This window comes from Bacteroides nordii (assembly GCF_019930665.1).
In the GTDB taxonomy this organism is placed as follows: domain Bacteria; phylum Bacteroidota; class Bacteroidia; order Bacteroidales; family Bacteroidaceae; genus Bacteroides; species Bacteroides nordii.
Genome location: NZ_CP082886.1, coordinates 723,536 through 748,604, shown reverse-complemented (window position 1 = coordinate 748,604; position 25,069 = coordinate 723,536). Strand labels below are relative to the sequence as shown.

The 25,069-nt window shown below is 39.1% G+C and carries 22 protein-coding genes; 16 read left to right on the top strand and 6 right to left on the bottom strand.

Translation table 11 applies throughout. The features are described 5' to 3' along the window. Positions 1-81: 81 nt before the first annotated feature. The gene (locus K8P02_RS02885; protein ID WP_007484362.1) at positions 82-951 is read right to left on the bottom strand and encodes a transposase; all 870 of its coding nucleotides are present in this window, start codon (positions 949-951) and stop codon (positions 82-84) included. Between the two features lie 308 nt (positions 952-1,259). Here K8P02_RS02885 and K8P02_RS02880 point away from each other — a divergent pair, with 308 nt between their 5' ends. From K8P02_RS02880 to K8P02_RS02865, 4 genes are all read left to right on the top strand, one after another. Beyond that, a complete protein-coding gene (locus K8P02_RS02880; RefSeq protein ID WP_002562118.1) occupies positions 1,260-2,879 on the top strand; it encodes an RluA family pseudouridine synthase in 1,620 nt (539 codons plus the stop codon). Positions 2,880-2,941: 62 nt separating this feature from the next. Next, a complete protein-coding gene (locus K8P02_RS02875) occupies positions 2,942-3,841 on the top strand; it encodes a GNAT family N-acetyltransferase (protein ID WP_007484560.1) in 900 nt (299 codons plus the stop codon). A gap of 325 nt (positions 3,842-4,166) precedes the next feature. Continuing rightward, the gene (locus K8P02_RS02870; RefSeq protein WP_223381960.1) at positions 4,167-7,025 is read left to right on the top strand and encodes a hypothetical protein; all 2,859 of its coding nucleotides are present in this window, start codon (positions 4,167-4,169) and stop codon (positions 7,023-7,025) included. 110 nt (positions 7,026-7,135) lie between these two features. After that, positions 7,136-7,342 (top strand): hypothetical protein, encoded by a 207-nt coding sequence (locus K8P02_RS02865; protein ID WP_025867890.1) that lies wholly within the window; start codon positions 7,136-7,138, stop codon positions 7,340-7,342. Here the strand turns inward: K8P02_RS02865 and K8P02_RS02860 are convergent, their stop codons facing one another. Then, positions 7,343-8,497 carry an HD domain-containing protein gene (locus tag K8P02_RS02860; RefSeq protein ID WP_223381958.1) on the bottom strand — a complete coding sequence of 385 codons (1,155 nt, stop codon included), beginning with the start codon at positions 8,495-8,497 and terminating at the stop codon, positions 7,343-7,345. 600 nt (positions 8,498-9,097) lie between these two features. Between K8P02_RS02860 and K8P02_RS02855 the strand changes: the two genes are divergently transcribed. The 3 genes from K8P02_RS02855 (at position 9,098) to K8P02_RS02845 (ending at position 14,847) form a co-directional block, all read left to right on the top strand. Continuing rightward, positions 9,098-11,677 (top strand): McrB family protein, encoded by a 2,580-nt coding sequence (locus K8P02_RS02855; protein WP_025867889.1) that lies wholly within the window; start codon positions 9,098-9,100, stop codon positions 11,675-11,677. Between the two features lie 3 nt (positions 11,678-11,680). Next, positions 11,681-12,964 (top strand): McrC family protein, encoded by a 1,284-nt coding sequence (locus tag K8P02_RS02850; RefSeq protein ID WP_025867888.1) that lies wholly within the window; start codon positions 11,681-11,683, stop codon positions 12,962-12,964. 137 nt (positions 12,965-13,101) lie between these two features. Next, on the top strand, positions 13,102-14,847 hold the full coding sequence (locus K8P02_RS02845; protein ID WP_007484552.1) for an SWIM zinc finger family protein: 1,746 nt from the start codon (positions 13,102-13,104) through the stop codon (positions 14,845-14,847). A gap of 34 nt (positions 14,848-14,881) precedes the next feature. Here the strand turns inward: K8P02_RS02845 and K8P02_RS02840 are convergent, their stop codons facing one another. Further along, on the bottom strand, positions 14,882-15,664 hold the full coding sequence (locus tag K8P02_RS02840; RefSeq protein WP_007484551.1) for a GNAT family N-acetyltransferase: 783 nt from the start codon (positions 15,662-15,664) through the stop codon (positions 14,882-14,884). Between the two features lie 124 nt (positions 15,665-15,788). Between K8P02_RS02840 and rlmF the strand changes: the two genes are divergently transcribed. Then, positions 15,789-16,679 (top strand): 23S rRNA (adenine(1618)-N(6))-methyltransferase RlmF, encoded by an 891-nt coding sequence (rlmF, locus tag K8P02_RS02835; RefSeq protein WP_025867887.1) that lies wholly within the window; start codon positions 15,789-15,791, stop codon positions 16,677-16,679. A gap of 313 nt (positions 16,680-16,992) precedes the next feature. Here rlmF and K8P02_RS02830 read toward each other — a convergent pair whose 3' ends face one another. After that, complete coding sequence (locus K8P02_RS02830) at positions 16,993-17,916, bottom strand: DMT family transporter (RefSeq protein ID WP_044158450.1); 924 nt, start codon at positions 17,914-17,916, stop codon at positions 16,993-16,995. Between the two features lie 130 nt (positions 17,917-18,046). On the opposite strand from K8P02_RS02830, the gene K8P02_RS02825 reads away from it, so the two are divergent. The 7 genes from K8P02_RS02825 (at position 18,047) to K8P02_RS02795 (ending at position 22,242) form a co-directional block, all read left to right on the top strand. Beyond that, positions 18,047-18,298 carry a nitrous oxide-stimulated promoter family protein gene (locus tag K8P02_RS02825; RefSeq protein ID WP_394373210.1) on the top strand — a complete coding sequence of 84 codons (252 nt, stop codon included), beginning with the start codon at positions 18,047-18,049 and terminating at the stop codon, positions 18,296-18,298. Between the two features lie 65 nt (positions 18,299-18,363). After that, entirely contained in the window at positions 18,364-19,494 is a 1,131-nt protein-coding gene (locus tag K8P02_RS02820) for an AAA family ATPase (RefSeq protein ID WP_007484548.1), read from the top strand. 40 nt (positions 19,495-19,534) lie between these two features. Next, the gene (locus K8P02_RS02815; RefSeq protein WP_007484547.1) at positions 19,535-19,939 is read left to right on the top strand and encodes an FKBP-type peptidyl-prolyl cis-trans isomerase; all 405 of its coding nucleotides are present in this window, start codon (positions 19,535-19,537) and stop codon (positions 19,937-19,939) included. Between the two features lie 417 nt (positions 19,940-20,356). After that, complete coding sequence (locus tag K8P02_RS02810) at positions 20,357-21,088, top strand: SDR family NAD(P)-dependent oxidoreductase (RefSeq protein WP_007484546.1); 732 nt, start codon at positions 20,357-20,359, stop codon at positions 21,086-21,088. A 20-nt stretch (positions 21,089-21,108) separates the two neighbouring features. Further along, a complete protein-coding gene (locus tag K8P02_RS02805; RefSeq protein ID WP_002562135.1) occupies positions 21,109-21,387 on the top strand; it encodes a zinc ribbon domain-containing protein in 279 nt (92 codons plus the stop codon). Between the two features lie 43 nt (positions 21,388-21,430). Further along, positions 21,431-21,760, top strand: coding sequence for a hypothetical protein (locus K8P02_RS02800; protein ID WP_007484543.1), 330 nt, complete (start codon positions 21,431-21,433; stop codon positions 21,758-21,760). Beyond that, a complete protein-coding gene (locus tag K8P02_RS02795; RefSeq protein ID WP_007484541.1) occupies positions 21,757-22,242 on the top strand; it encodes a hypothetical protein in 486 nt (161 codons plus the stop codon). The genes K8P02_RS02800 and K8P02_RS02795 overlap by 4 nt, the downstream gene beginning before the upstream one ends. A gap of 191 nt (positions 22,243-22,433) precedes the next feature. On the opposite strand, the gene K8P02_RS02790 is transcribed toward K8P02_RS02795, so the two are convergent. Together K8P02_RS02790 and K8P02_RS02785 are read right to left on the bottom strand one after the other, a co-directional pair. Beyond that, positions 22,434-22,709: a GNAT family N-acetyltransferase gene (locus tag K8P02_RS02790; RefSeq protein ID WP_007484540.1), complete on the bottom strand. Its 276-nt coding sequence runs from the start codon at positions 22,707-22,709 to the stop codon at positions 22,434-22,436. A 3-nt stretch (positions 22,710-22,712) separates the two neighbouring features. Further along, complete coding sequence (locus K8P02_RS02785; protein WP_007484539.1) at positions 22,713-24,038, bottom strand: TIGR01777 family oxidoreductase; 1,326 nt, start codon at positions 24,036-24,038, stop codon at positions 22,713-22,715. 120 nt (positions 24,039-24,158) lie between these two features. Between K8P02_RS02785 and K8P02_RS02780 the strand changes: the two genes are divergently transcribed. Then, positions 24,159-25,004, top strand: a complete 846-nt coding sequence (locus K8P02_RS02780; RefSeq protein WP_007484538.1) for a formamidopyrimidine-DNA glycosylase — start codon at positions 24,159-24,161, stop codon at positions 25,002-25,004. Positions 25,005-25,069 lie beyond the last annotated feature (65 nt).

Sequence of the window (25,069 nt, the reverse complement as noted above, 5' to 3'; positions counted from 1 at the left end):
AAATGAATGATGCAATATTCTTCCAACAAAAACATCCTACAATATACATTTTATTAATAATACGAATCAGTATTTGATTCCTTAGTTAAAAATTAGAGTAATTAATGCGATGGCAATTTTTCCCATCGTATGTATCAGAAGTCCAGATGTAGATCTGACTTTCATCGCTCTTTGAATATTTGTTTTTTCATTCAACCAGTTGAATAATGATTCAATGGGTTGTCTGACTTTTGAGACTGCCGTTGAAAACAAGTCTCTTGCCGCTTTCTCCCTTTTTGTTATTTCAGGTGATTCTCCTTTGATAGCTTTTACAGGAGTAAATAGCTCGAGTTTTTTGGATTCTTTCGTCTCTTTATAGAATGGCATATCCGAATATATTTTATCGGCATATATTTCTCTATTGTTCAGATTTCCCACACATTCTCTTTTGAATACAGTGGAGTCATTTTCATCAGCAGCGGAAAGTATGAGCATTTCAGGAAAAGGTATAGTTCCTTTTCTACGGAAAGCCACTGCATGGAGTTTTAGTCCGAAATAATACATGTTCTTTGTCGAACAATATCCTTTGGAAGTAATCTCAGTGGCGACCTTTCCTACTTTGTTCTTTCCTGCGCAAGTAATGATAGGCATCGAGTCAACTAATGATTTCATACTGTCACAATCTTGAGGTTTGAATGAATGGATTAACTGCCTGACGAGTTCGCTGATTGCTTCCGGCATCAAATTCAATCTATAATTGAATGTTTGGTAAGAAGGCAAGTCAGGGAACCATGAAAGCAGGTATTCTTTGGTAAAGGTATGTATGTCTTTGATTTTAAAGTATTGCTGATAAGCTCCGCAGAACAGATATACAGTAAGCAGTTCCTGATCGGTAAAGATTGGATGATTGTTATTACTGAACCTCTGGCAGTAGAACTTGAGTGAAGACTCGTAAACATCGCAGATATACATATATATTTTTATAAGTTTTAATTCTTTCTCCTTGGGAATCATAATTAGAACAATGAGTGGTTTTATTCTTCTAATATACTGATTTTCAAGGAGATTAGAAAACTAATTAATGAGATAATTAACTGAATAATAACATTTTAACAAGCGAAAAAGGTAGATGATTATCAACTGCTGATTCGCATTAATAATAAACACCGATCCAAACTAATATGCAAAGTTTACCGTATTTTATTCGCTGATATTTGCAATACTGCTTAAATAGAATTTATTTTGCAAAGCGTTAGAACAACCCGGAAACCCCAAAACATATGCTGCATCCTTTCATTCATAAAGTTACCCACTTGCCCCTGCCGGAACAATTTACATATCCGTTTCATTATACGCCACATCCGCTCTGCCTGATAGCCACAGAAGAAGTACAGTACTATATCAAAACCCAGAAACAATGGGAACAGGAGTTGCAGCAAGGAAAGATGTTCGGGGTATTAGTGGTACAAGCCCCTGATGGTGAGATAGGCTATCTGGCAGCTTTCTCCGGAAACCTTGCCGGCAAAAACCTGCACTCCTACTTCGTACCTCCTGTATATGATTTACTCCAACCTGACGGATTTTTCAGAATAGAAGAAGAAAAAATCTCTGCCATCAACATTCAGATCAGACAGTTGCAGGAAGATAGTTATTATCTGGCACTCAAACAGAAACTGACCGAAGAAAACATTCTGAACCGGCAAGCTATAACTCAGGCTAAGGCAGCTTTGAAAGTAGCCAAAGAAGTACGTGAACTTCGTCGTGTAAACAATCCCGATGAGGCAGAACAAGCAGCTATGATACGCGAAAGCCAGCATCAGAAAGCAGAATTCAAACGACTGGAAAAGTATTGGAAAGATCGCATTACTGCCCTGCAAAAGGAAACAGATGATTATACAGCAAAAATAGAAGCTCTCAAAAACGAGCGCAAAATACGATCGGCAGCCTTGCAGCAAAAGCTTTTTAAACAATTCAAAATGCTAAATGCCAACGGAGAAATAAAGGATCTATGTGCTATCTTCAAGCAGACCGTACAGAAAACGCCTCCCGCCGGTGCCGGCGAATGTGCTGCTCCCAAACTATTACAATATGCCTATCTGCACCAGCTCAAACCCATTGCCATGGCCGAATTCTGGTGGGGCAACTCTCCAAAAGCAGAAATACGCCACCATGGTTACTACTATCCTGCCTGCAAAGGAAAGTGTGAACCTATTCTGAAACACATGTTACAAGGTCTGGATGTAGAGCCCAATCCATTATCGAACGATCTTCACAAGAAGACAACACTCGAAGTTCTTTTTGAAGATGAGCAGTTGCTTGTTGTCAACAAACCCGCCGGCATGCTTTCCGTACCCGGAAAGGGAGAAATAAATTCTGTCTATCAACACCTGAGAACCCAATATCCTGATGCTACAGGCCCAATGATCGTACATCGTCTGGATATGGCTACTTCGGGAGTACTGCTTATTGCCAAAACCAAAGAAACACATCAGAATCTGCAGGCACAGTTCAAGAATCGTACAGTAAAGAAGCGTTATATTGCTTTACTGGACGGAATCATCGCACCGGATGAAGGCGTTCTGAATCTTCCAATCTGTCCGGATCCTCTCGACAGACCCCGGCAGATAGTAAATAAAGAGTATGGTAAAACCGCCATCACTAAATATCAGGTTCTCGAACGTAATGAATCTCAAACACGTATAGCTTTCTATCCACTCACCGGACGGACACATCAATTACGTGTTCATGCCGCCCACCCGCTTGGTCTTAACTGCCCTATTACGGGAGACGAGCTCTATGGAAAGCAAGCAGACCGGCTTTATCTGCATGCCGAATACCTGGAGTTTGTACATCCGGTTTCCGGAGAGATCATTCGTATTGAAAGAAAAGCGGATTTCTAACATTTTCTGATCTGGCAGGAAACCTCTATATTTATACCACATATTTATAAACGAAAACAATCATGATAAATCAAGCTAATACACAAGAATACGATGTCCTCCTCCAAATATGGGAAAGAGCAGTCCGAAGTTCTCACCACTTTCTATCCGAAGAAGATATACGGTTTTATAAGCCCTTAGTACGCCATGAATATTTTCCGGCAGTACAACTTTACACAATCCGTAATCATTCCGGACAGATAACCGCTTTCATGGGATTGAGTGACAACCTCATCGAAATGTTGTTTGTAGATCCTGATGAACAGGGACATGGATATGGCAAACAATTAATAGAATTTGCAATACGCCAAAAACAGATACATAAAGTAGATGTAAACGAGCAGAACGGGCAGGCACTCCGATTCTATCAGAACAGAGGGTTTGAAATCATCAGCCGGGACGATCTGGACAGTATGGGAAAACCATTCCCGATTCTGCATATGCAACTGAAAAACATCCGGTTGAGAAAAGCAGAACCCGAGGACATCCCTACCATGCATGCTACGTTTGAACAAAGTGTTCTCAACACCTGTTCGCAGCACTATACCGCTCCGCAAATCCGTGCATGGATTGAAAGAGCAACCCCGGAGCGCTGGCGGGAACTACTTCAAAGTGATTTACATTTCATACTCGCCGAAGAGACGAAACACTTCCGTACAGTTGGTTTCACTTCTATCAATGCTAACGGCTATCTACACAGCATGTTTGTTCACCCCCAATTCCAGCATCAAGGCATAGCTTCTCTCCTTTTATGCCAGGCAGAAGAGTATGCCCGTCTCCATCAGGCAGTGTCTATCCACTCAGAAGTCAGTATTACCGCTCACCCTTTCTTTGAAAAGCAGGGATATACGACAGAAAAAGAGCAGATAGTATCTATAGGCGATGTTAAAATGACTAATTTTGTGATGTATAAGAGTTTGTGAGTTTGTGGGTTTGTAAGTTTGTGAGTTTGTAAGTTTGTGAGTTTGTAAGTTTGTAAGTTTGTGAGTTTGTAAGTTTGTAAGTTTGTGAGTTTGTAAGTTTGTGAGTTTGTAAGTTTGTGAGTTTGTAAGTTTGTAAGTTTGTGAGTTTGTAAGTTTGTAAGTTTGTGAGTTTGTAAGTTTGTGAGTTTGTAAGTTTGTGAGTTTGTGGGTTTGTGGGTTCATAAGTCACAATATGAGAGTATACAACTAAAAAACTCATAAACTAAAGAACTAAAAAACTTATTTTTTATAGTTTTGTGTCCTGATAATCCAATAAAGACTTTAAATGTCAAAATTAAAATACCTGCCTCTTCTCTTTGTCTGCCTGCTGGCCTCATCCGGTTTGCGTGCCCAATTCATGGACTATGGTTCAGACCCCGCCCGGTTCAAATGGAATATAGTCCGGCTGCCTCATTACAACCTGGTTTATCCACAAGGAACAGACTCCATGGCCTACCGCTATGCCCTCTACCTGGAAAATGCTTATCCGCACATACAAAAAACAATCGGAAAACCCATAAAGGCTAAGTTTCCCGTTATCCTGCACCCTGCCAATATGATATCCAACGGCATGGTATCGTGGGCTCCCCGCCGTATGGAGCTCATCACTACTCCATCTTCTGATTTAGGTATTCAAAGGTGGGATAAACATCTGGTATTACACGAATCCCGGCACGTATTCCAGACAGGAAAAGTAATGCGTGGCATTTTCAAGCCATTCTATTATCTGATAGGCGAACAGGCTGCGGGAGTTGCTGCATTCTTCCTGCCCGTGTGGTTTCTCGAAGGTGATGCCGTAGGTACAGAAACAGCCATGTCCAACGGAGGCAGAGGACGATTGCCCGAATTCAATATGGCTTACCGGGCACAAATGCTGGGAGGAGACAAATTCTACTCTTTTGATAAATGGCTGTTAGGTTCATACAAAAACTATACCGGTACATATTATGCATTGGGATATGATATGACTTCCTATGCCCGTCAGCGTTATGGAAGTGATATTTGGGATAAAAGCACCACCCGGTATACCAGTAATATACTTTTTGAAGGCTCATTCAAACACTATACGGGAAGTAGTTTTAAACGACTCTATCACGACACATTCGACTTTTTGAGGGAGGGATGGGAAAAACAGGATACAGCTGTCATTGTTCCGGCATATCTATCGCCCGACAATAAAACCTACACATCCTACAGGTATCCTTTGGCTATCAATGACTCTGTTGTGATAGCTGTCAAATCGGGACTGAAAGATATTAATTCTTTAGTAGCCATCAGCAATGGAAAAGAAAAACGGTTGAGCTATATAGGCAGTATCAACAGCCGGTTAGATTTCCACAACAATCGTATCTACTGGACAGAAATAGTTCCGGGTATCCGCTGGACCCATGAAAACTATTCCGTACTGAAATACTACGATCTGGATAAAGACCGGATAAAAACGGTTGCTCCCCGCCAACGTTACCTCGCCCCTTCTATTGACAAAAACGGACAGATAGCCGCAGTTTCGCGAAGCACAATTGCCGGAAAGAATCAGCTTGTATTAGTCAATCTGGAAAATGGAAAAGAACTCCGGTCTTTTGACGTTCCGGAGAATGCATTCATCAAAGAACTGACTTTCGGAGCGGATGACAAGATTACTGCAATAGCCGTTACAGATACAGGAATCACTCTGTTTCAATTTGATCCTTCCTCCGGTATGTGGAAAGAACTACTACAAACCACCTCTGTCAATATCACTTCACCAATCTGGAAGGATGGAAAAATCTATTTTGAATCGGGCGCCAACGGCACCAACAATATATATTGCTTTAACCCGGCAGATAATCAGGTATATCGCCTGACTAATGCACGATTCGGGGCATTCGATCCCTCATTTTCCAGATCGGACCATCGCTTATTCTTTGCCGACTATCAGGCAAATGGGTACCGGATTGCTTCACTACCTGCAGACAGCCTGTTGTTTGAAAAGACCGATTTCGGGAAACCCGCTTCTATGCCTTTCACAGAGACACTGGCCGCACAAGAACAATTCAACCTTGACTCTGTACGCCTGGAGGCCGTCGATTTTCAACCGGAGCGTTATCGGAAAGGAGTACATACATTCAAAATCCATAGTTGGGCCCCATTCTATTATGATGTGGCAGAAGCGATGAATACCAGTGCTTCGGATCTCAGCACAATTGTTAAGCCCGGGGCTACAATCATGTCTCAGAATACGCTGAATACTGCCATCATGCAGGCAGGTTGGTACTATCACAAAGGGTATCATCACGGAAAATTATCTTTTACCTATCAAGGATGGTTCCCGGTCATCGACCTTGCTGCCGATTATGGCGACAAGGCTTTTAATATGGCCTGGAAAAAGAATGAAAAAGGACAGGCTGTAACCCAAGGATATTATACCAACCGCAATCTGCTGGAAGCTGAAGCTCGTGTCTATCTCCCCTTTAATCTGACACGAAATCAACGGATCAGAGGTATACAACCAGCATTCACTTACTATTTCACCAATAATAAGTACCAGGAATACAGTACGCAGAAGTTTCGTAACTTTCAATACATCCTGCCGGAAGTCCTGTTCTATAATTACAGGCGAAAGGCCCAGCGGGATATTCTCCCCCGTAACGGTTACCAGCTCCGGTTACAATACCTGATGACGCCCTTCAATACAGAAAATTATGGAAGTCTGTATGCTGCCCGGCTTACTACTTACTGGCCCGGCATTGTACGCAACCAAGGCTTAATGCTCCGCTTCGGCTATCAGTATCAAGACCTGGACAACAAAGCATTGTATCTTCCCAAACACTTATTGGAAAAGCCACGCGGATATAATTTTCAATATCAAACCCAGCAACAATGGGCTTTCAAAGCTGATTATGCTCTTCCTCTCCTGTCACCGGATCTAAGTATCGGGCCATTGATTTATATCCGCCGGTTACGTGCTAACCTCTTCTACGATCTGTCACGCAATCAAGCCAGTCGTAAGAGCGCATGGACTACACAAAGTTCTTACGGAGCCGATTTCATATTCGACTGGAATGTATTGTGCATGAGCTATCCACTCACTACCGGAGTACGATTGATTAAACCGATTGATTATGGAAACTTCCAGGCAGAAATGTTATTTTCAGTTACTTTCTAATGGATATTCTTTGAAAGAGTAAGTTCAGAATCTACTTAAAGAAAATTAATGAAGCAATCCTGCAAAGATTAATCACCTATCTTTGTAGGCGTAAACCATAGGATAGCAGAATGAGAAAATTACTTTGTCCCCAGTGTAAAATCGCTGGTATGTATGTTAAAAATGAACAGGGCGAACGCCTGTTAGTATATATTACCCAAGAAGGAACAGTGGTTCCCAAAGATGCAGAAGCTTCGACAGAAGGATTTGATATGACAGAAATATACTGTCTGGGATGTTCCTGGCACGGTTCTCCCAAGCGTCTGACTAAATTTTAATCACTTTCTCTTAGCTATAACTCTACAAGGTAAACCGGTCATCTCTGCAAAATTCATAGGATATGTATTGGCTATAAATTCAGCAGACTTCTCATCACCAACCAATAACTGTCCCAAATGGCAGAGATTTTCTATGATAAAAACGCCCTTATCAGCACAATACTGATCTTTAGGCGTATGCTCTTTCCCTCTTCTCACACCGGCAAAATCAATTCCTATTATAGAAATATGTCTGTCCAACAGCTTCTCTATCAGTTCATCCGACAATTGCGGATGTTCTGAGAAATAGGCTTTACTACCATAACTTTCCCTTTCAATATATCCGCTATAAAAAGAAACAAACATATCGGGCCTCACTTTAGAAAGATCAATATCCTGCACCTCTATGTCTCTGCCGGATATGGAACTCACATCAAAAACAATAGCTTTTCGTTCTGTATAGTTCAATGGGAATTCTTTATTCATCACATCAAAATGAGTACCTAAATGTCCCGTGAAAGCCTTGTTCTCATTTCCCTGTGCATCTTTTATCATCTTCGGGGTGACTTTCAGTGTCAAATCAACCCATCTGTTATTGCTGCCTCCCCCTTGGCCAGATACACTTTCAATCTTTCGAACCGAATCATTATAGAGCTCCTGTTTCAACCGTCTCAAATAAGGAGAAAACGCTACATTCTCTGCTCCATACTCCAAGTTGGCAGTATATTCCAAAGGAATCCAGGTAGAAATATCAGCTTCATTGTGTTGAATGATAGCTTCCATTTTATCCAAAGCTTTGTATATCTTCGCCTCCAGCGTTGCAAGCTCTCCCATCTCCCGAAATAACGGCAATAGTTTATCCCGATAAAAAGGAGGTAGAGTCTGAAACAACTCCTCAATCTTACGGTCTTCAACCTCTTCATCTTTCTGCGTTTTATAGAAAGCAGGAATGTCTCCTGTGATAGCCTCACCTAAATCATGAAGAATACACATCTGAATCACTTTATTCATATCAGCCTCAGGAAATTCATCCTGTACAAAATATGCCAGTAAAGTGAGTCGCCAACTATGCTCAGCTACGCTCTCATGGCGATAGGTTGATGTCCACGAATGGCGTGTATTACACTTTAGTCTCTCGGCAATAGCCATAAAGTTGATAAGTTCTCTGGGTTCCATACGCATTTCTGTCTTTAGAAGGAGCAAAAGTAACGTTTTTATGAGGTACAACAATAATTACTCCTATAAAATCACTTTTTTTATACTTCCTATTGAACAAAAAAAATCCCTTTGCGTTTATATTATGCAAATCAGCCTGAAGCTCTTTATGCATATGTGAATATCCATATCGCAGCATTCGCATGCCTCCCCGGCATAGACAGGTAAGATTGCATAGTAGTTTTGTCGTGTTTTATTTTGTGTTTGTGTTGTGACGGTGCTGCGATGTGAATCGGGGTACCGTTTTTTTATATGCACTTTCTATGAAAACTTTAAAAACGACTCATTACTTTTGTTCATATTATTAATGTTATCAGCCAAAAGCACTATGTACTTTGAAATATTTATCTCCGGAATATCCACAGATTCTTTGTAAATAACGGCTAAAATAATTAACTTTGTCAGACATTCTGAAAATATAAAATACTTCCATTACAATATGCAAGGAAGAATCAGAAGTTAGTTTAAACTAATTCGAAATTTATAACAACGAACTTCACGAAGCCCGCGACATTCTCTTACCTAAGTTAATGAACGGTCAAATCGAAATATAAGAAAAACATGGATATAGATAAAAAAAATTTCATAGAGAACATTGAAAGACTAAGGGAATACTCTATTCAGATAAAAGAGCTTTCTGACAACAATGACGCATTGGTTGATTACTTAAATAATCTACCTTCAGACGTTAAGCAAAAAAATTTCGAGCAATATCAAAATGGAAATGGTCCTATCCTTACAATCCGCAAGGAGATATCGCAAATTGTAAAAGATAGAACTATCAGTAAAGCAGAAATAGAAGCTATAATCAATGCTGAAAAGGATAAAGCTCCCGACAAATTTAAGATGTATCCCAGTTGGTATAGCATATTATATATATTAATACTCGCGGATGCAGACTATAAGATGAATATTCCCGTCCATAATATAATTAACATTACAATCGATTCACTCGGTGCTAATGGTAAAATCGTTGCAAAAGATTTTGATTTCCGAGGTGCCCGGAATACTGGTAGTACCCGCTGTTGGATAGCTTTCATAAACCAAACACACAAAAGCCAAACAACAGCTAAACAACTATTTCTGGATATATATGATGGTAATGTAGAATTTTGTTTTTATAATCGCCCGTTAGACGAAAAAAAAGACAAAAACATAGTTAAACGTGGTATACCTTTTGACGTAGATACCTACTTCTCCATATTCAACCAATATTTACCGGAGATTTTGAAAGATGAATGGATTGAAAAAGCTTCTTATTGGAGAATTGGTACAAAAGACGGTGATACCAGTTATTGGGAAGAAATGAAATCTGAAAAAAAGATTTGTATTGGCTGGCCGGAAATAGGAGATCTGAAGAGTGCCGGAGTAAAGAGTAAAAATGATATTATAAGCTTACTCGATGAGAATGGATATTATAACTCTGAAAGTCAAGTAAGAAGCAGAAAAGCCGGAGAAATATTTAACTTCTATTCAAAAATCCACATAGGAGATATTGTACTGGTACAAGACGGTTATTCTGTATTAGGTATTGCACAGGTTGAAGATGATTATCAATATAATACGGATGCTGATTTTCCACATCAAAAAACGGTGAAATGGTTGAGTATCCAACCAGAATTGTCTAATAAGATCGGAAAAATGACAGCCGTATACCAAATTACGGACAAAGATAAAATTAAGGAAATAGAAGATGTGATATCACTTGGTAAGAATGGTCCTGAAATTGAGTTAACTCAAAATATAGATACTAACATGAAAATAAACAATCTATCAAATCCTCTTAATCAAATCTTATATGGCCCTCCTGGCACAGGAAAGACATATCATACGATTAACAAAGCCATTTCAATCATAGATGGACTTACAGAGGAGGAACTTGAAAGTAGATTTTCCAAAAGAGATAAATTAAAGGAACGCTTTAACGAACTGCTTATCGATGATTGGACGAATCCACAGGGGCAAATCGCTTTTGTCACTTTCCATCAAAGTATGTGTTATGAAGATTTTATCGAAGGGATAAAGCCGTATACAAACAATGAAAAACAAGTAGCTTATGATGTCGAAGCAGGAATCTTTAAAAAATTAGCAGAAGTAGCACGTAACAATTGGTCAGAAGCCCACACTCCCGTAAATGATACTATCTCTTTTAATGACGCATTTGAGATGTTACAAGAGGAATGGGAAAATAATCATCAATTACTTTTTCCTTTAAAACAAAAAGGAAAGGATTACACCATTTTAAATTTTACTTCAAATTCTATTCACTTTAAAAAAGCAAGTGGAGGCACAAGCCATACTTTAAATATATCTACTCTCAAGGATTATTTTTATGGAACTCGTCCCATTCAATCTGAAGGCTTAGGCAAATATTATCAGTCTTTACTTAATAAACTTAAAAGCTATCAATTAGACGAATCATCGGATCAACCGACAAAGGGTGCAAATAAAAAGGTAAAGCCTTACATTCTTATTATTGACGAGATAAACCGTGGTAATGTATCTCAAATCTTTGGTGAATTGATCACACTCATTGAAGAGGATAAGCGTCTGGGAAAAGAAGAGGTTCTGGAAACCATCTTACCGTATAGTAAAGATAGATTCGGCGTACCACCTAATCTTTATATCATTGGTACAATGAATACTGCCGACCGTAGTGTAGAAGCTCTCGACACAGCACTACGCCGTCGATTTTGCTTTCAGGAAATACCCCCCAAACCGGAATTACTGGAAAATACAATTCAAATAGACGAAGAAGAATTCTCGCTAAAGGATATATTGAAGAAAATAAACGAACGTATTGAACTTCTACTTGACAAAGATCATTTGATAGGCCACAGTTATTTTATGAAAGTAGATAGTCTTGAGAAATTACAAGCTGTATTCCATCAGAATATATTACCTTTATTACAAGAATATTTCTTCGGAGACCATGGAAAAATTGGCCTTATAGTAGGTAAAGGCTTTATAGAATCAATAAAAAGTCCGAGTAACATCAGCAAAATATTCGCCGATTTTGATTACGACAACGACGTTTCAAGTTTTACCAACAGGGCTATTTGCAAAATAAAAGACTGTTCTGCAACAAAGATGGGTAAAGATGAGTTCAAGAAAGCAATCCTGCAACTTCTGAATAAATAAACTATGTTAGGGGCTAACGGACATATCAGTGTATTCGAACACCAAGTCATTCGATTAGGTGAAGAATTTACCTATGGGAATAAGACTATCATTTTTGATAAATATAAGCTACAGTCCTTCCAACAACATTATGGCGACCAAGGAGTCCCTTATTTTTCACTTGTACATAATGGTATCCGGTTTAATGAATATGTAGGAGTAATACAAGTAGGTGATACTGTAGTTGAAGTACTACCTAAGGCTGACCATATAAATTTCGGAAGAGAAGAAAAAAAACAATGGCGTGATATGCTGATCAGCATGTTGTTAACGATAGGTCCTTTTGATGTACAAACTCCTGGAAACAGTCTGCTGCAAATAAAGCCCAATAGCCTACTCAGTCTCTACTTTGAACTCTTTATAAATGAAGTAGAATATCTATTGCGTAATGGATTGGCAAAAAAGTATCATCCGAAAGAAGGGAATGTTACCACATTAAAAGGAAGCCTGAAGTTCAGTCAACACATCCGAGAAAACCTAACTCATCAAGAGCGTTTTTATGTCCGCTACGTATCTTACGATACCGAGCATAAGTTACACTGTATACTTTATAAAACAATTCGTCTACTGAAAATCATTAATACTGATCCGGCTTTACAAAGTCGTATTGGAACTCTACTGCTGAACTTTCCGGAAATGCCCGACATACAGGTTACAGATGAAATATTCGCAAGAATAAATTATGACCGAAAAACTTTTTCTTATAGAAATGCAATTAACATAGCCCGCCTGCTCTTGCTGTGTTATCATCCGGACATCCGAGGAGGACACAATGATGTATTAGCATTGATGTTTGATATGAATCTGCTTTGGGAAGAATTCGTATATATTAGTCTCCGAAAACATTGTCAGCCAGGTGAAACAGTAAAAAAACAAGTACGAAAGAATTTTTGGAAACATGCATTAGGACACATAACTTCCATAAGACCGGATATTGTGGTAAACATCGGAGAAGATTTTTGCGTGGTATTGGATACGAAATGGAAAAATATCAATGGAAATAATCCATCAACCGATGATCTCAGACAAATGTATGTTTACCACGAATATTTCAATGCCCAACACGTGGCTCTTGTATATCCCGGAGATGAAACCGAACCGATAGAAGGTGCTTATATGCATACCAGTAATAATGGTATGGAAACAACTCGTAAATGCCATATATTCACCCTTTCTATAAAAAACGATATACAAGAATGGCAAAAAAGTATATATAACGAAATTAAGAACAAATTCAATCATTTTTAATCTGTAATGGTAAAAGTGTATATTCGGAAATAATATGAATACTGATATTTCACAGTCAATACAGGCTTTCTTCTATCTGATATTCTTGAACATAATAACAGAGCGGTACGCTCTCAACTTAAAAAAACAGAATTATTATGATGACACTATCCAATTTTGAGAACTTTGTACCTCCACATATATGGATGCGAGGAGAGGAATACTTTGAAAGTGGTGCAGTTACCGAACTGGAAGAGACAGAACCGGGTGAATGGATTGCGCAAGTAGAAGGAACGAAGGATTATGAAGTAGAGGTTTCTATAGAAGGCAAAGAAATTGTATATTGGGATTGTGATTGTCCATATGATGGTGATATTTGCAAGCATGTAGTAGCCGTAATATTAGCAATTCGTGAAAACAAATCCAAAGAAAAGCGTTTCCCGTCTGCTAAAGAAGTAAAGATCATGGAGAAACAAAAGAAAATGTCGAAAGACACTAACGTAAAAGACATATTATCTTTCATTTCACCGAAGCAATTATCTAACTTCATATTGGAATATGCTTCCGGACATCCTGAATGCAAACAGGCGTTAATAGAAAAATTTCTCCCTGCACGGAACACAACGAATAAAACAAGTCTGGATTACCGGACAGAAATACAACAATGTTTCAACGTACCTTATAGAGAAACCGAAGACAGATACGGAAGATATCACGGACCAGAGACTGATTGGAACAAAGTGTCCTGTTACCTGGACGGTTATCTGAAAAAAGCAGAATTACTATGTGAACGACATAATTTTGCGGATGCTGCTTCAATTGCTTTGCAAATTTTACAATCTATTGGTGAAAACTATATAGAACAAGAATTACTGTATCATGACGGAATGGCTATTATTAATTTCTGTGACAGTTCAGGAAAAATACTAATGAATATAATCAAACACTCTGATGCATCCGCTACATTAAAAAAAGAAATTCTGAAGGAAGTCAGACTAATAGAAAAATTATCAGCTTACAGGGAGTATGACATTTATGATATAGAACAATTACTGGAACTGATAACATTAGAGACACAGACGAAAGAGGAGGCCTTATCATATGTGAATCAATTAATTGAAGAAAGAAAAGACAGTTGGGAACTTTATAAACTAATTGAGCGTAAAGTCGATATTTTACGTGCACTGCATCGTGAAGAAGAGGCACAAGCCACCATAAAGTTTTATCTCTACCTACCGGAAATCAGGAAACAGGAAGTAGAACGCTACATTGAAAACCAACAATATGATGAAACGATAAAAACACTGAATGAGGGAATACAAATAGCGCAAAAGAAAGGAGAGTTGGGAACGATAAAAGAATGGCTGGAATATAAACTGTCGATTTACGAGCAGACAGAAAATATTCCAGACCTTATAGATGCATGTAAAGAGCTGTTTATATTAGAAAACGGCGATCTTGCCTATTATCGTAAACTGAAAAAGTACGTGGCAAAAGAAAAATGGAAAACATTTTTAAATGCAATGATGAAGCAAACGAAATTCATCAAATATTATTTGGGTGGACAATGTAATGAAGCAGATATCTACGCAGAAGAAGAAGATTATGAAAGTCTGCTAAATTTGTTGTCCGACACATCCCACAGATCAATAGAGGCATTGCTCCATTATGCCCACCATCTGACAGAAATCTACTCCGATGAAATTTTGCTGCTTCTCCATAAAAGTATCTGCAAATATGCAGAAGAGAATGTAGGCAGAAACCATTATGAATACATTGCCCGAATTCTGAAAGAAACGAAAAAACTGAAAGGTGGTAAAGCGCTGGTACAGGAGATTGTTGAAGAATTCAGAGTTACCTATAAACGACGCCCAAGTATGATGGAAGTTTTAAGAAACTTCTGAGAAGGAATTTGTCTATCTCTGAAAAGGGACACAATCATTCAGATTGTGTCTCTATCTTTATTACTTTATCAAACCGCTTATCAATACACGCACTCAGATCGGTCGTGACAAACTTCCCATTATAAAAAAGAGAAAATATAGTGGCGGGTGTAGGGGCTGTCTGTGCTTGTTCCAGAGTTTGCAACTTCACTATTTTCAATGGGATTCCCTTACTTTCAGCTACGCTTACCAAGGAGTTACGAACATGATACTCCGCAAACGGACAACGATTGGTATAATAAACGACTACCCCATCTTTATCCTCACATTCTCCGGTTGACACACACTTTTTAAACGAAGGATTCAATGCATCCGGATTTATCTTCAGGACTAAAAGACTAAATCCGTAAGGAAGTTTATCTACAGTCTCAAACCCTTGTTTCAAGAGCCATTTTGTATCACTCATAAAATGAAATTTAGATGTACCGGCTACGGTAACCAGACCATGTTTTCCCTGTTCTTTTGCATCGTCAATGGCCGATTGCAGCAAAGCCTTGCCATATCCTTTTCCCTTGTATTGTCCTGACACCCAGAAACAGTTTATCATTAAATAACCGGGAGCATCAACAGGTATCCATGCTTTTTCGGCAGGCACATATTCTATAAATACTTTAGCACGCTCATCGAGGCGTCTGAAAACAAATCCATTATCAAACTCTCTTTTCAGCCACTCTTTTTTCAACTCATAACTTTCTTTACATTTCTTATCAGAGAAGGCACAACAAATATGCTCAGTCTCTATGTTTTCCTTTGTTAGAGTAAGATATTTCGTTTCCATATTTATTCTATTTTATTGGTATATGCAAAAATACGCAATTCATAATAACATAGCATCATCCGACTTCTACAATTTAATAAATTATTCCATAATAATAAAACAGATTCTCCGTATCTTTGCCGCCATGACAGAAAGAAACGAATTACATAAAAGAAACAGGCACAACGGGCAGTATGATTTTTCGAAACTGACAGAAAATTATCCACCGCTCAAGAAGTTTGTTTCACCCAATCCATACGGAACATTAAGTATCAACTTTTTCAATCCGCAGGCAGTAAAGGCTCTGAATAAAGCATTACTAATAAGTTATTACGGAATCCGGTACTGGGATATTCCCAAAGGATATTTATGCCCTCCCATTCCCGGCAGAGCAGACTATATCCATTACATTGCCGATTTACTTAATTCCGGGAATTCGTTAGAGGAAACGCCCAAGTACAGATGTCTGGATATTGGCGTAGGCGCCAATTGTATTTATCCGATCATTGGTTGTACTGAATACGGATGGACATTTGTCGGTTCGGATATTGATCCTGTCTCAATAGAGAATGCCAGAAAGATTGTTACCTGTAATCCGGTATTAGTCCATAAGATAGAATTACGATTACAAAAGGACAACCGGAGTATTTTCAAAGGAATAATACAACCGGATGAATACTTCGATGTGACCATATGTAATCCCCCGTTTCACAGTTCTAAAGAAGAAGCGGAAGAAGGAACGCTACGCAAGCTCAGCAGTTTGAAAGGAAAAAAAGTATCCAAAGCCCAACTCAATTTTGGCGGCAATGCAAATGAACTTTGGTGCGAAGGTGGAGAACTTCGCTTTCTTTTGGATATGATTACCGAAAGCCGGAAATACCAGAAGAACTGTGGTTGGTTCACCAGTTTAGTTTCCAAAGAGAAGAACCTGAACAAACTATATACCCGGCTAAAGTTGGAAGATGTAGCTGAATACAAAACGATCCGGATGCAGCAAGGAACAAAAAGCAGCAGGATATTGGCGTGGAGATTTTAACAGGGAAGTAACGATATAAAGAAACTGATTTTCATTAACGTTGTTAACAAGAAAATTAACATACTGTTTTCTATTGACAAGAGTGTACAGTTTGGTAGCATAAGAGTGTACAATATTATATGATAAAAGTGTACAATTAACACATCCTTTATTGTACACTTTTGCGATGGAGATATGTATGCCTCTCTCCTATTGATTCTCAACTATTTACAAAACAATTATTATACAAGGATTTATCCTCCCTCATACATTCTGACAAAACAAACTTCCTGTTTTATCAACTATGAAAGAACGCTCTAAAATCAGCCATTGATTATCGGCGATGCATCAACTGCATAAACAGATGATTTATCTTCTCCATAACAGATTTACCTACAACAATAAAAGTTACGGCAACAAGAATCATCAGAATCCCCAGCATCAGACGAGGTGTGAGTCGCTCACCGAATATCATAACACCGAAAAAAAGAGCAGTTACCGGTTCGAGTGCCCCCATAATAGCTGTAGAGGTAGAACCAATACTATGTATTGATATAGCAGTACAAATCAAGGAGATAACCGTAGGCAAAAAAGCCATTGCAAGAATATTCCCCCAGGCCGGAAGAGAAGGAATAGCCTGTAACTCTGTACAAAAGTTGGAACGAACAATATAGATAGAAAGCCCGAAAAGTAAGGCATAAAAAGTCAGCTTAGCCGTAGACATCAGTTTAAGGGTAGAGTGATTGACTCCTACAATATAAATAGCATATGACAACGAAGAGAGAATAACCAGCAACATACCTATTAAACTAAGAGTTTCGCCACCATCCCCTTTGTAAAGCATACCAATACCCGAAAGTGCCATCAAGATACAAAAGACAGTCAACAGAGATATCTTTTCACGAAAAAACAGAAACATAATAACTGCCACCATCAACGGATAAACAAACAGAATAGTGGAAGCAATGCCTGCATCCATATGCTTGTAACTCATAAACAGAAGCAAAGAAGAGGCGGAAAAGAGTAAACCTCCCACCACCAACGGAAATATTTCGTTTTTCTTCAAAGCAAATGATTGCCCTTGTATCTTCATCAGGATACCAAGAATAAGGACGGCAAAACCATAACGATAAAACAATACCGAGTCTACACTCATCCCTTCTTTATATAACGGGAGAGTAAACAACGGATTCATGCCGTATGTAGCTGCCGCCACGGCTCCACAAACAAATCCTTTCGCTTTGCTGTTAATATTCATAGCAATCCTCTTATTTTCGGGGTGCAAAGATACGTATCTTTTAGATATGTTGGTTACATTTGTAGCCATCTAACAAATAATAAAATTGAGTAAGAACCGTATTGACCGGGAGAAAAGAATCGTAGAGTTAATGATCCGACTCTATTGCCGGAAAAAAGAAAAGAATGAATGCCTTTGCCTTCAGTGCGAAGAGTTGTTACGTTATGCCCATGCAAGACTGGCCCATTGTCCATTCGGAGAGAATAAAAGTTCGTGCAAACAGTGTACCGTACACTGCTATAAGCCTGTTATGCGTGAACGGATGCGGCAAGTGATGCGTTTCTCCGGACCAAGAATGCTCCTTTATGCACCGTGGGAGGCCATAAAACATCTATTTCAATAAGATTATTATTATCTTTGCATTATTACTTTATAATAATTATCTTTGCATAATAAAGAAACAAAGATATGCCAATCATCAGAAATCCTTTTATTACAAGTGGATACATATCCCCTGCTTACTTTTGTGACCGGAAGAAAGAGAGTGAAATCCTCATCCGGGAAGTAACTAACGGAAACAATATAGCTATAATCTCCACCCGTAGAATGGGAAAAACCGGATTAATCCAACATTGCTTTCAAAATAAAGAGATTCAAAAACACTATTATACATTCTTCATAGATATCTACGCCAGCAAATCACTGCGCGACTTTGTATTCGCCCTCAGCAAAGAGATTCTGGAAGGATTAAAACCTGCCGGAAAAAAAGCGTTACAGGCTTTTTGGGAGAGTGTCAAGTCTTTACAGACAAGCCTGACCTTTGATATTAACGGTACTCCTTCTCTAAACCTCGGATTAGGAGATATACAAGCTCCTCCAACTACGCTCGACGAAATATTTCAGTACCTGAATCGTGCCGACAAACCCTGTCTTGTTGCCATTGACGAGTTTCAGCAAATAGCCGGATATGCAGAAGACAATGTAGAAGCAACGCTGCGCACCTATGTGCAACGTTGTAATAATGCACACTTTATCTTTGCCGGAAGCCAACGGCATGTGATGGGTAACATGTTTCTTACTGCTTCGCGACCGTTTTATCAAAGTGTTTCGATAATGCACCTGGAAAGTATCCCTTTGACAGACTACACATTATTCGCCCAACGGCATTTCAATGAAGCTGGAAAGAGTATCACCAATGAAACCATCGAAACCATCTACCATCAGTTTGACGGTATCACCTGGTATATGCAAAAAGTACTTCATACCCTCTATGATATGACTGTCCAAGACACGATCTGTGAAGTACAAATGGTAAGTGAAGCGATACGTCAAATTATAGATTCATTCAAATATACTTATTCCGAGATACTCTTCCGTTTGCCGGAAAAGCAAAAGGAGTTACTCATTGCCATCACTAAAGAAGGAAAAGCCCAGGCAATCACATCGGGAGCATTTATAAAAAAATACAAATTATCTTCGTCAAGCTCCGTACAGTCTGCACTAAAAGGACTATTGGAGAAAGATTTTGTGACACAGGAACAAGGAACCTACCAGATTTATGATCAGTTTTTAGGAATATGGCTAAAAGAGAATTACTAAAGAGTTTTGTTTTTAATGACAGATTAACCAGATATAAATTATGAGTCTTAAACATAAAGAGTACAAAGAAGCAAACGAACGTTTTCTGAAAGAGAATCTCACCGAAGAAGAAGTAATGGAACTTCCCTGCGGAGTGCAGTATAAAATTCTGTTGAGGGGAAATGGCCCCGTGCCAACAGCCAAAAGTACCGTAAAAGTACACTACCGGGGGACCCTCATTGATGGAAAAGTATTTGATGACTCCTTTGCCCGCAAACGCCCTGAAACCTTCCGGGTGAAAGATGTCATTGAGGGTTGGCAGGAAGCACTGAAAGCAATGCCCACCGGTTCGCGCTGGATCATTTATATCCCTTACGAGTTGGGATATGGCACACGGGCCTGTGGAAATATCCCTGCTTATTCTACATTGATTTTTGAAGTAGAACTGCAAGGAGTAAAAGGATAACCTCTTACTCCTTGGAAAGATTGTCTGTTTTTTCCAGAATTCCGGATAGAACAGCAACAGTACATTGACTGCTTTTGTTCTCAATACGTATATTCCCTGATAATACTCTACCATAAACAGATAAACATATCAGTATCAATGATATATTTTCTTCATAATGAAAAACAGTTCATCCACCATCCCGCCAAAATGAAAAAGATGATTCCCAAAATGGGAAAAAGGTTATTCCATTATGGTATTATATTCATTTTATGGAAAGATATTGATAGGTTACATCAAAAATAAATCTCTATATTTGCATTATTCAGCCCAAGGGTGGATTAAAAAAGTCAGACTTTTAATATATCAGACTATTTTTCAAAAGATTTATCTACCTTTGCTTCTGCCAATCAAAAAACTAATCTTACAAACAAAGGAATGAAAAAAGCAATTATCATTGGAGCCACCTCCGGCATCGGACAAGAAGTAGCCAAAGGGTTACTGCTACAAGGATGGAAAGTAGGCGTGGCAGGGAGACGCCAGTCTGCCTTGGAAGCATTTCGAACGATTGCGCCAGATAACATAGAAACCGAAGTACTGGATGTAACCAAAGATGACGCCACCGAAAAGCTGCACAAACTAATTGAGAAATTGGGAGGTATGGATTTATTTTTGCTTAGTTCCGGTATAGGACATCAAAATATGGAGTTAAATCCGGACATCGAGCTACAAACAGTTGGTACTAATGTAGAAGGATTCACGCGAATGGTTACTGCTGCCTTCCAATATTTCCACTTACATAGTGGGGGACATCTGGCAGTTATCAGTTCCATAGCCGGAACAAAAGGATTGGGAGTTGCACCTGCTTACTCTGCTACAAAGCGATTTCAAAACACATACATTGACGCCCTTGAACAGCTTGCACACATGCAAAAGCTAAATATTCGCTTCACGGATATCCGCCCGGGGTTTGTATCCACCGACTTATTAAATGATGGCAAGAGGTATCCACTGCTAATGAATCCCAGAAAAGTAGCAACTCACATTATACGGGCACTGAATCGTAAGCAACGGGTGGTAATCGTTGACTGGCGGTATGCCCTTATCGTATTCTTCTGGCGAATGATACCACGCTGGATATGGAAACGGCTATCGATTAAAACCAAATAACTTAAATACAAAAACTAATTATGGAACAGAAATTTTGCCAAAGCTGTGGCATGCCACTAAATGACATTGCTGTATTGGGAACAGAAGCAGATGGTAGTAAGAATGAAGAATATTGCTGTTATTGCTATGCCAACGGACACTTCACTGCGGATTGCACCATGGATGAGATGATTAATCATTGTGCCCAGTTTGTAGATGAATTCAACAAAGACTCTGAAATAAAGATGACGAAAGAGGAAGCAATTGCAAATATGAAGCAGTTCTTCCCACAACTGAAACGTTGGAAAGCTAATAAATAACCGTCATTTATTTCACAATTATAATTTAACTATTGGCAGAGAAGTGAGAATAGTTAATATTGTAAATGAATTTGGAGGAGGAATATATTCTAAAACAGATAATACAATAGTTATAGCTCCAAGTGTAGGTACTGTAAATGTTACATTAGATCAAATGCAATTTGTAAATGGAGGAATAGGGTTTCCAACACAAAATGTCCTGCAAAATACCACTTCTACCTTGTTTCATGAAATCGGAGAACGGAATACATCTAATATCAATTTTAGGGGAGGTGTAATTGATTATGAAAACTATACAAGAAAGGTAATAGGACTTCCTGTTAGACCTTATGATTTAAATCATAGCAAAACGATAAAAACTAACTATCGATGAAAACCTGTATTTATTTAATAATAATTTGTTTGAGTTTCCCATGTCATTTAAATGCTCAAACAAATATTGCTGGACATGAAAAATATGACTCTTACAACCAGTACATTTATGTAGATAATTTAGACCAAAGATTAATTCCTGAAATCTTTAATACTACATATTATTCCAAACTAAAAGAAACAGATTATAGAGTTGATTCCCAAAAAATAGATACAATCCAACAAAAAAGGGAAATATATGTGTATACCAAATATGCAAAAGAGGGTTATTTATTTGTAAATAATAAAATTATGGATAAAATCAAAGAGTTGGATTATTGTTTGAATGGGGTGAAAGTATCGTACATGTATAATGACAAGATTATATCCACAAAAAGCGATGTAAATAGGATTCTTAAATTGAAGCCAAAAAATATGGAAATCTCCGCTATTTTGTACGATAAAAAAATAAAAACTATATCTGTATATCTTAAATCAAAATAGTTTTAGTAAGATACGGCGTTTTGTAGAAGGAATCTTTTATTTATCCGAACACAAAGGTATATTCCAAGAATAAGACGTCAAGGCTGAAATGAATTTTATCGGAATTGGTTATGTCAAACCGATAAAAATATAAAACAAAAGGTGAAGCCAAAACCTCACCTTATTATTAGAGAGTTAAATAAATGTTATCTTTACACTGCTTCTTTTGTCACCTCCGGATGGCGTTGTAGCCACGCAACAGCATACGAACAGGTAGCCTTTGGCTTCAATCCGTTAGCAACGGCATAATCATATGCAGCCTTCACCAGTGCGGCAGCTATTCCTTGTCCTTCCAGCGGACGTGGAACGATTGTATGAATAATATCCAGACCTCCGTTTAGCAGACGGTATTGTACAAAAGCTGTACGACCTTCTACTTCAGTTTTAAACAGCTTCTGTTCGGGCTGATGTTCAATTTCATATTCCATAATCTAATCTATTTTAAGTGTACTTTGGTTAATCCATACTAATAAGTTTATATCATATCCCCGCTGTAACGCAACGGTCAACAAGCGTTTCTTTACCTCCTCGGGCAGTTGAGGTGTCCGGCTTAATATCCACAAATACTTATCGGAACTGCTACCGATGAGTGCATAGTTATATCCTTCCTTATCCAACTCTAATATATAATAATCAGAATAAAACCACAGAAAGAATGAAACTTTCAGTTTTCCGGGCCGGGTAATATCAGGTATCTTTGCACGGCCTATAGCACGCTTATACCTCCCTCTGCCATGAGCATCTTGTTTGTATCCGGCATTTTCTACCCGGATACTCCCATCGGGAAGCAACGTATAAGTAGCTGTTACCTCAGACAACCCTCGTTCAAAACGATGATCGTAACGGGCTATTTCATACCAACGCCCCATATAACGAGGCAAATCAAGTTCATTGACGGTAGTATGGTCTATCCCCTGAAAAAGTTGTTCCACCACCGCATCATGGAATTTAAATCCAGATTCCAGCAGTTTTCCTGGACGTACATATTGTCCGGTTGTAAGTGAAGTTGCGCCTTCGCCATACATCAGTTGCACACACATACGAGGTACAATGATCGTCCCCCAGGCATGATAGGCTTTGCCCAGTGCACGGGCAAAAGCATATTGTGTAATCTCTTGCGGAGATACAAAATTGAAAGTTCCCCGTAAGGTCCCACTCTCGATAATGAAAGCCATGGCGCGGCAAAGATCATTAATACTAATCCACGGAAAAGGTTGTGTGCCCGGACCTATAGCAGCAGCCAATTTCATCTTTAAAGGACGTAACATTTGCTCCATAGCTCCTCCGTCCGGAGAGAGGACAACTCCAAAACGGGCTATCACAAGCCGCATTTCCGGGGGACAGCGTTTGGCCTCCTTTTCCCAAGCATAACAAAGATCAGCAAGAAATCCACTCCCCCTCGTATTGGTATATTCATCAAAAGTTCCCTCCAACGGATAATACCCTACGGCAGAAGCCGAAATCATAAGCTGAGGCTTCCGTCGCACTGCCCCCAAAGCACGAATGATGCGATGTGTCACGTTGATCCTGCTATCATACAGCTCCCGTTTATACTCTGGTGTCCACCGCCTGCTGATAGGTGCACCGGCCAGGTTAATGACTACGTCACAATGAGACAATGCCTGCACCAGATACCCTAATGTACCCTCCCGGAACATAGGCCGCCCCAAAGGAACCACCCGGTGTCCCTGCTCCGTGAGAAATGCTGTAAGATGCCTGCCAATAAAGCCACTGGCTCCGCTGATTGCTATATTCATGTGACGTAAACTGTTTTTAATGTATAGTACAAAAACGTATTAAAAGCGGGAAAAGTTCTTTGAAGCTCGTAAAATGAGAGTATCTTTGCAGTAATTCATAAATCATAATTCATAAATCCCATGATCGAAGCTCCCGAAGCCCGTTATCTGTCCGAGCAACTGAACCGGACTGTAAGAGGAAAGAAGATTACCGATGTGTTTGCGCAATACACACCCCATAAATTCGCGTGGTTTTATGGCAACCCGGAAGAGTATCCCGAACGTCTTGCCGGAAAAACAATTGATGAAATCAATCCCCGAGGCGGAATGATTGAGATAAAAGCCGGAGAGATGTTACTGATTCTTACGGATGGTGTCAACCTGCGTTACTTCGCCCCCGGAGAAAGGCTTCCCGCCAAACACCAGTTACTCATTGGTTTCGAAGATGAGAGTTGCCTGGTAGCTTCCGTACGAATGTATGGTGGTTTGTGGTGTTTTCCCAACGAAGGATTCGATGCTCCTATATCTGCCTATTACGAAGCGGCGAAAAATAAACCGCAGGTGATGTCAGAAGAGTTCAGCAAAGAATATTTCATGGAGCTGATAAACGCCGAAGATGCACAGAAAAAGACGGCAAAAGCTTTTCTGGCTACCGAACAAACCATACCCGGATTAGGCAACGGAGTATTACAGGACATCCTGTACAATGCCCGTATCCACCCTAAAACTAAGATCAACGCTCTCTCTACGGAGAAAAGAGAAAACCTTTACGATAAGGTAAAGTCTACGCTCCACGAGATTTATGAACAAGGAGGACGCAGTACGGAAACAGATATTTTTGGAAAAAACGGAGGATATATACCACATCTGTCTAAAGACACAGCAGGTACCGCCTGCCCTCGTTGCGGAGAAACGATAAAGAAAGAAAACTATCTGGGTGGCAGTATCTACTACTGTAGCGGCTGCCAAGTGAACAATATTAGTTGAAAATTGAAAGTTGAAAGTTGAAAATTACTATGCAGTGTGACAGCACAATTAATAGGCACAATTAA

Bases quoted from the DNA above. Each gene is read 5' to 3' on its own strand.
- K8P02_RS02885 (WP_007484362.1), bottom strand. From the start codon at position 951: ATGTATATCTGCGATGTTTACGAGTCTTCACTCAAGTTCTACTGCCAG.
- K8P02_RS02880 (WP_002562118.1), top strand. From the start codon at position 1,260: ATGCTGCATCCTTTCATTCATAAAGTTACCCACTTGCCCCTGCCGGAA.
- K8P02_RS02875 (WP_007484560.1), top strand. From the start codon at position 2,942: ATGATAAATCAAGCTAATACACAAGAATACGATGTCCTCCTCCAAATA.
- K8P02_RS02870 (WP_223381960.1), top strand. From the start codon at position 4,167: ATGTCAAAATTAAAATACCTGCCTCTTCTCTTTGTCTGCCTGCTGGCC.
- K8P02_RS02865 (WP_025867890.1), top strand. From the start codon at position 7,136: ATGAGAAAATTACTTTGTCCCCAGTGTAAAATCGCTGGTATGTATGTT.
- K8P02_RS02860 (WP_223381958.1), bottom strand. From the start codon at position 8,497: ATGGAACCCAGAGAACTTATCAACTTTATGGCTATTGCCGAGAGACTA.
- K8P02_RS02855 (WP_025867889.1), top strand. From the start codon at position 9,098: ATGGATATAGATAAAAAAAATTTCATAGAGAACATTGAAAGACTAAGG.
- K8P02_RS02850 (WP_025867888.1), top strand. From the start codon at position 11,681: ATGTTAGGGGCTAACGGACATATCAGTGTATTCGAACACCAAGTCATT.
- K8P02_RS02845 (WP_007484552.1), top strand. From the start codon at position 13,102: ATGATGACACTATCCAATTTTGAGAACTTTGTACCTCCACATATATGG.
- K8P02_RS02840 (WP_007484551.1), bottom strand. From the start codon at position 15,664: ATGGAAACGAAATATCTTACTCTAACAAAGGAAAACATAGAGACTGAG.
- rlmF (WP_025867887.1), top strand. From the start codon at position 15,789: ATGACAGAAAGAAACGAATTACATAAAAGAAACAGGCACAACGGGCAG.
- K8P02_RS02830 (WP_044158450.1), bottom strand. From the start codon at position 17,916: ATGAATATTAACAGCAAAGCGAAAGGATTTGTTTGTGGAGCCGTGGCG.
- K8P02_RS02825 (WP_394373210.1), top strand. From the start codon at position 18,047: ATGATCCGACTCTATTGCCGGAAAAAAGAAAAGAATGAATGCCTTTGC.
- K8P02_RS02820 (WP_007484548.1), top strand. From the start codon at position 18,364: ATGCCAATCATCAGAAATCCTTTTATTACAAGTGGATACATATCCCCT.
- K8P02_RS02815 (WP_007484547.1), top strand. From the start codon at position 19,535: ATGAGTCTTAAACATAAAGAGTACAAAGAAGCAAACGAACGTTTTCTG.
- K8P02_RS02810 (WP_007484546.1), top strand. From the start codon at position 20,357: ATGAAAAAAGCAATTATCATTGGAGCCACCTCCGGCATCGGACAAGAA.
- K8P02_RS02805 (WP_002562135.1), top strand. From the start codon at position 21,109: ATGGAACAGAAATTTTGCCAAAGCTGTGGCATGCCACTAAATGACATT.
- K8P02_RS02795 (WP_007484541.1), top strand. From the start codon at position 21,757: ATGAAAACCTGTATTTATTTAATAATAATTTGTTTGAGTTTCCCATGT.
- K8P02_RS02790 (WP_007484540.1), bottom strand. From the start codon at position 22,709: ATGGAATATGAAATTGAACATCAGCCCGAACAGAAGCTGTTTAAAACT.
- K8P02_RS02785 (WP_007484539.1), bottom strand. From the start codon at position 24,038: ATGAATATAGCAATCAGCGGAGCCAGTGGCTTTATTGGCAGGCATCTT.
- K8P02_RS02780 (WP_007484538.1), top strand. From the start codon at position 24,159: ATGATCGAAGCTCCCGAAGCCCGTTATCTGTCCGAGCAACTGAACCGG.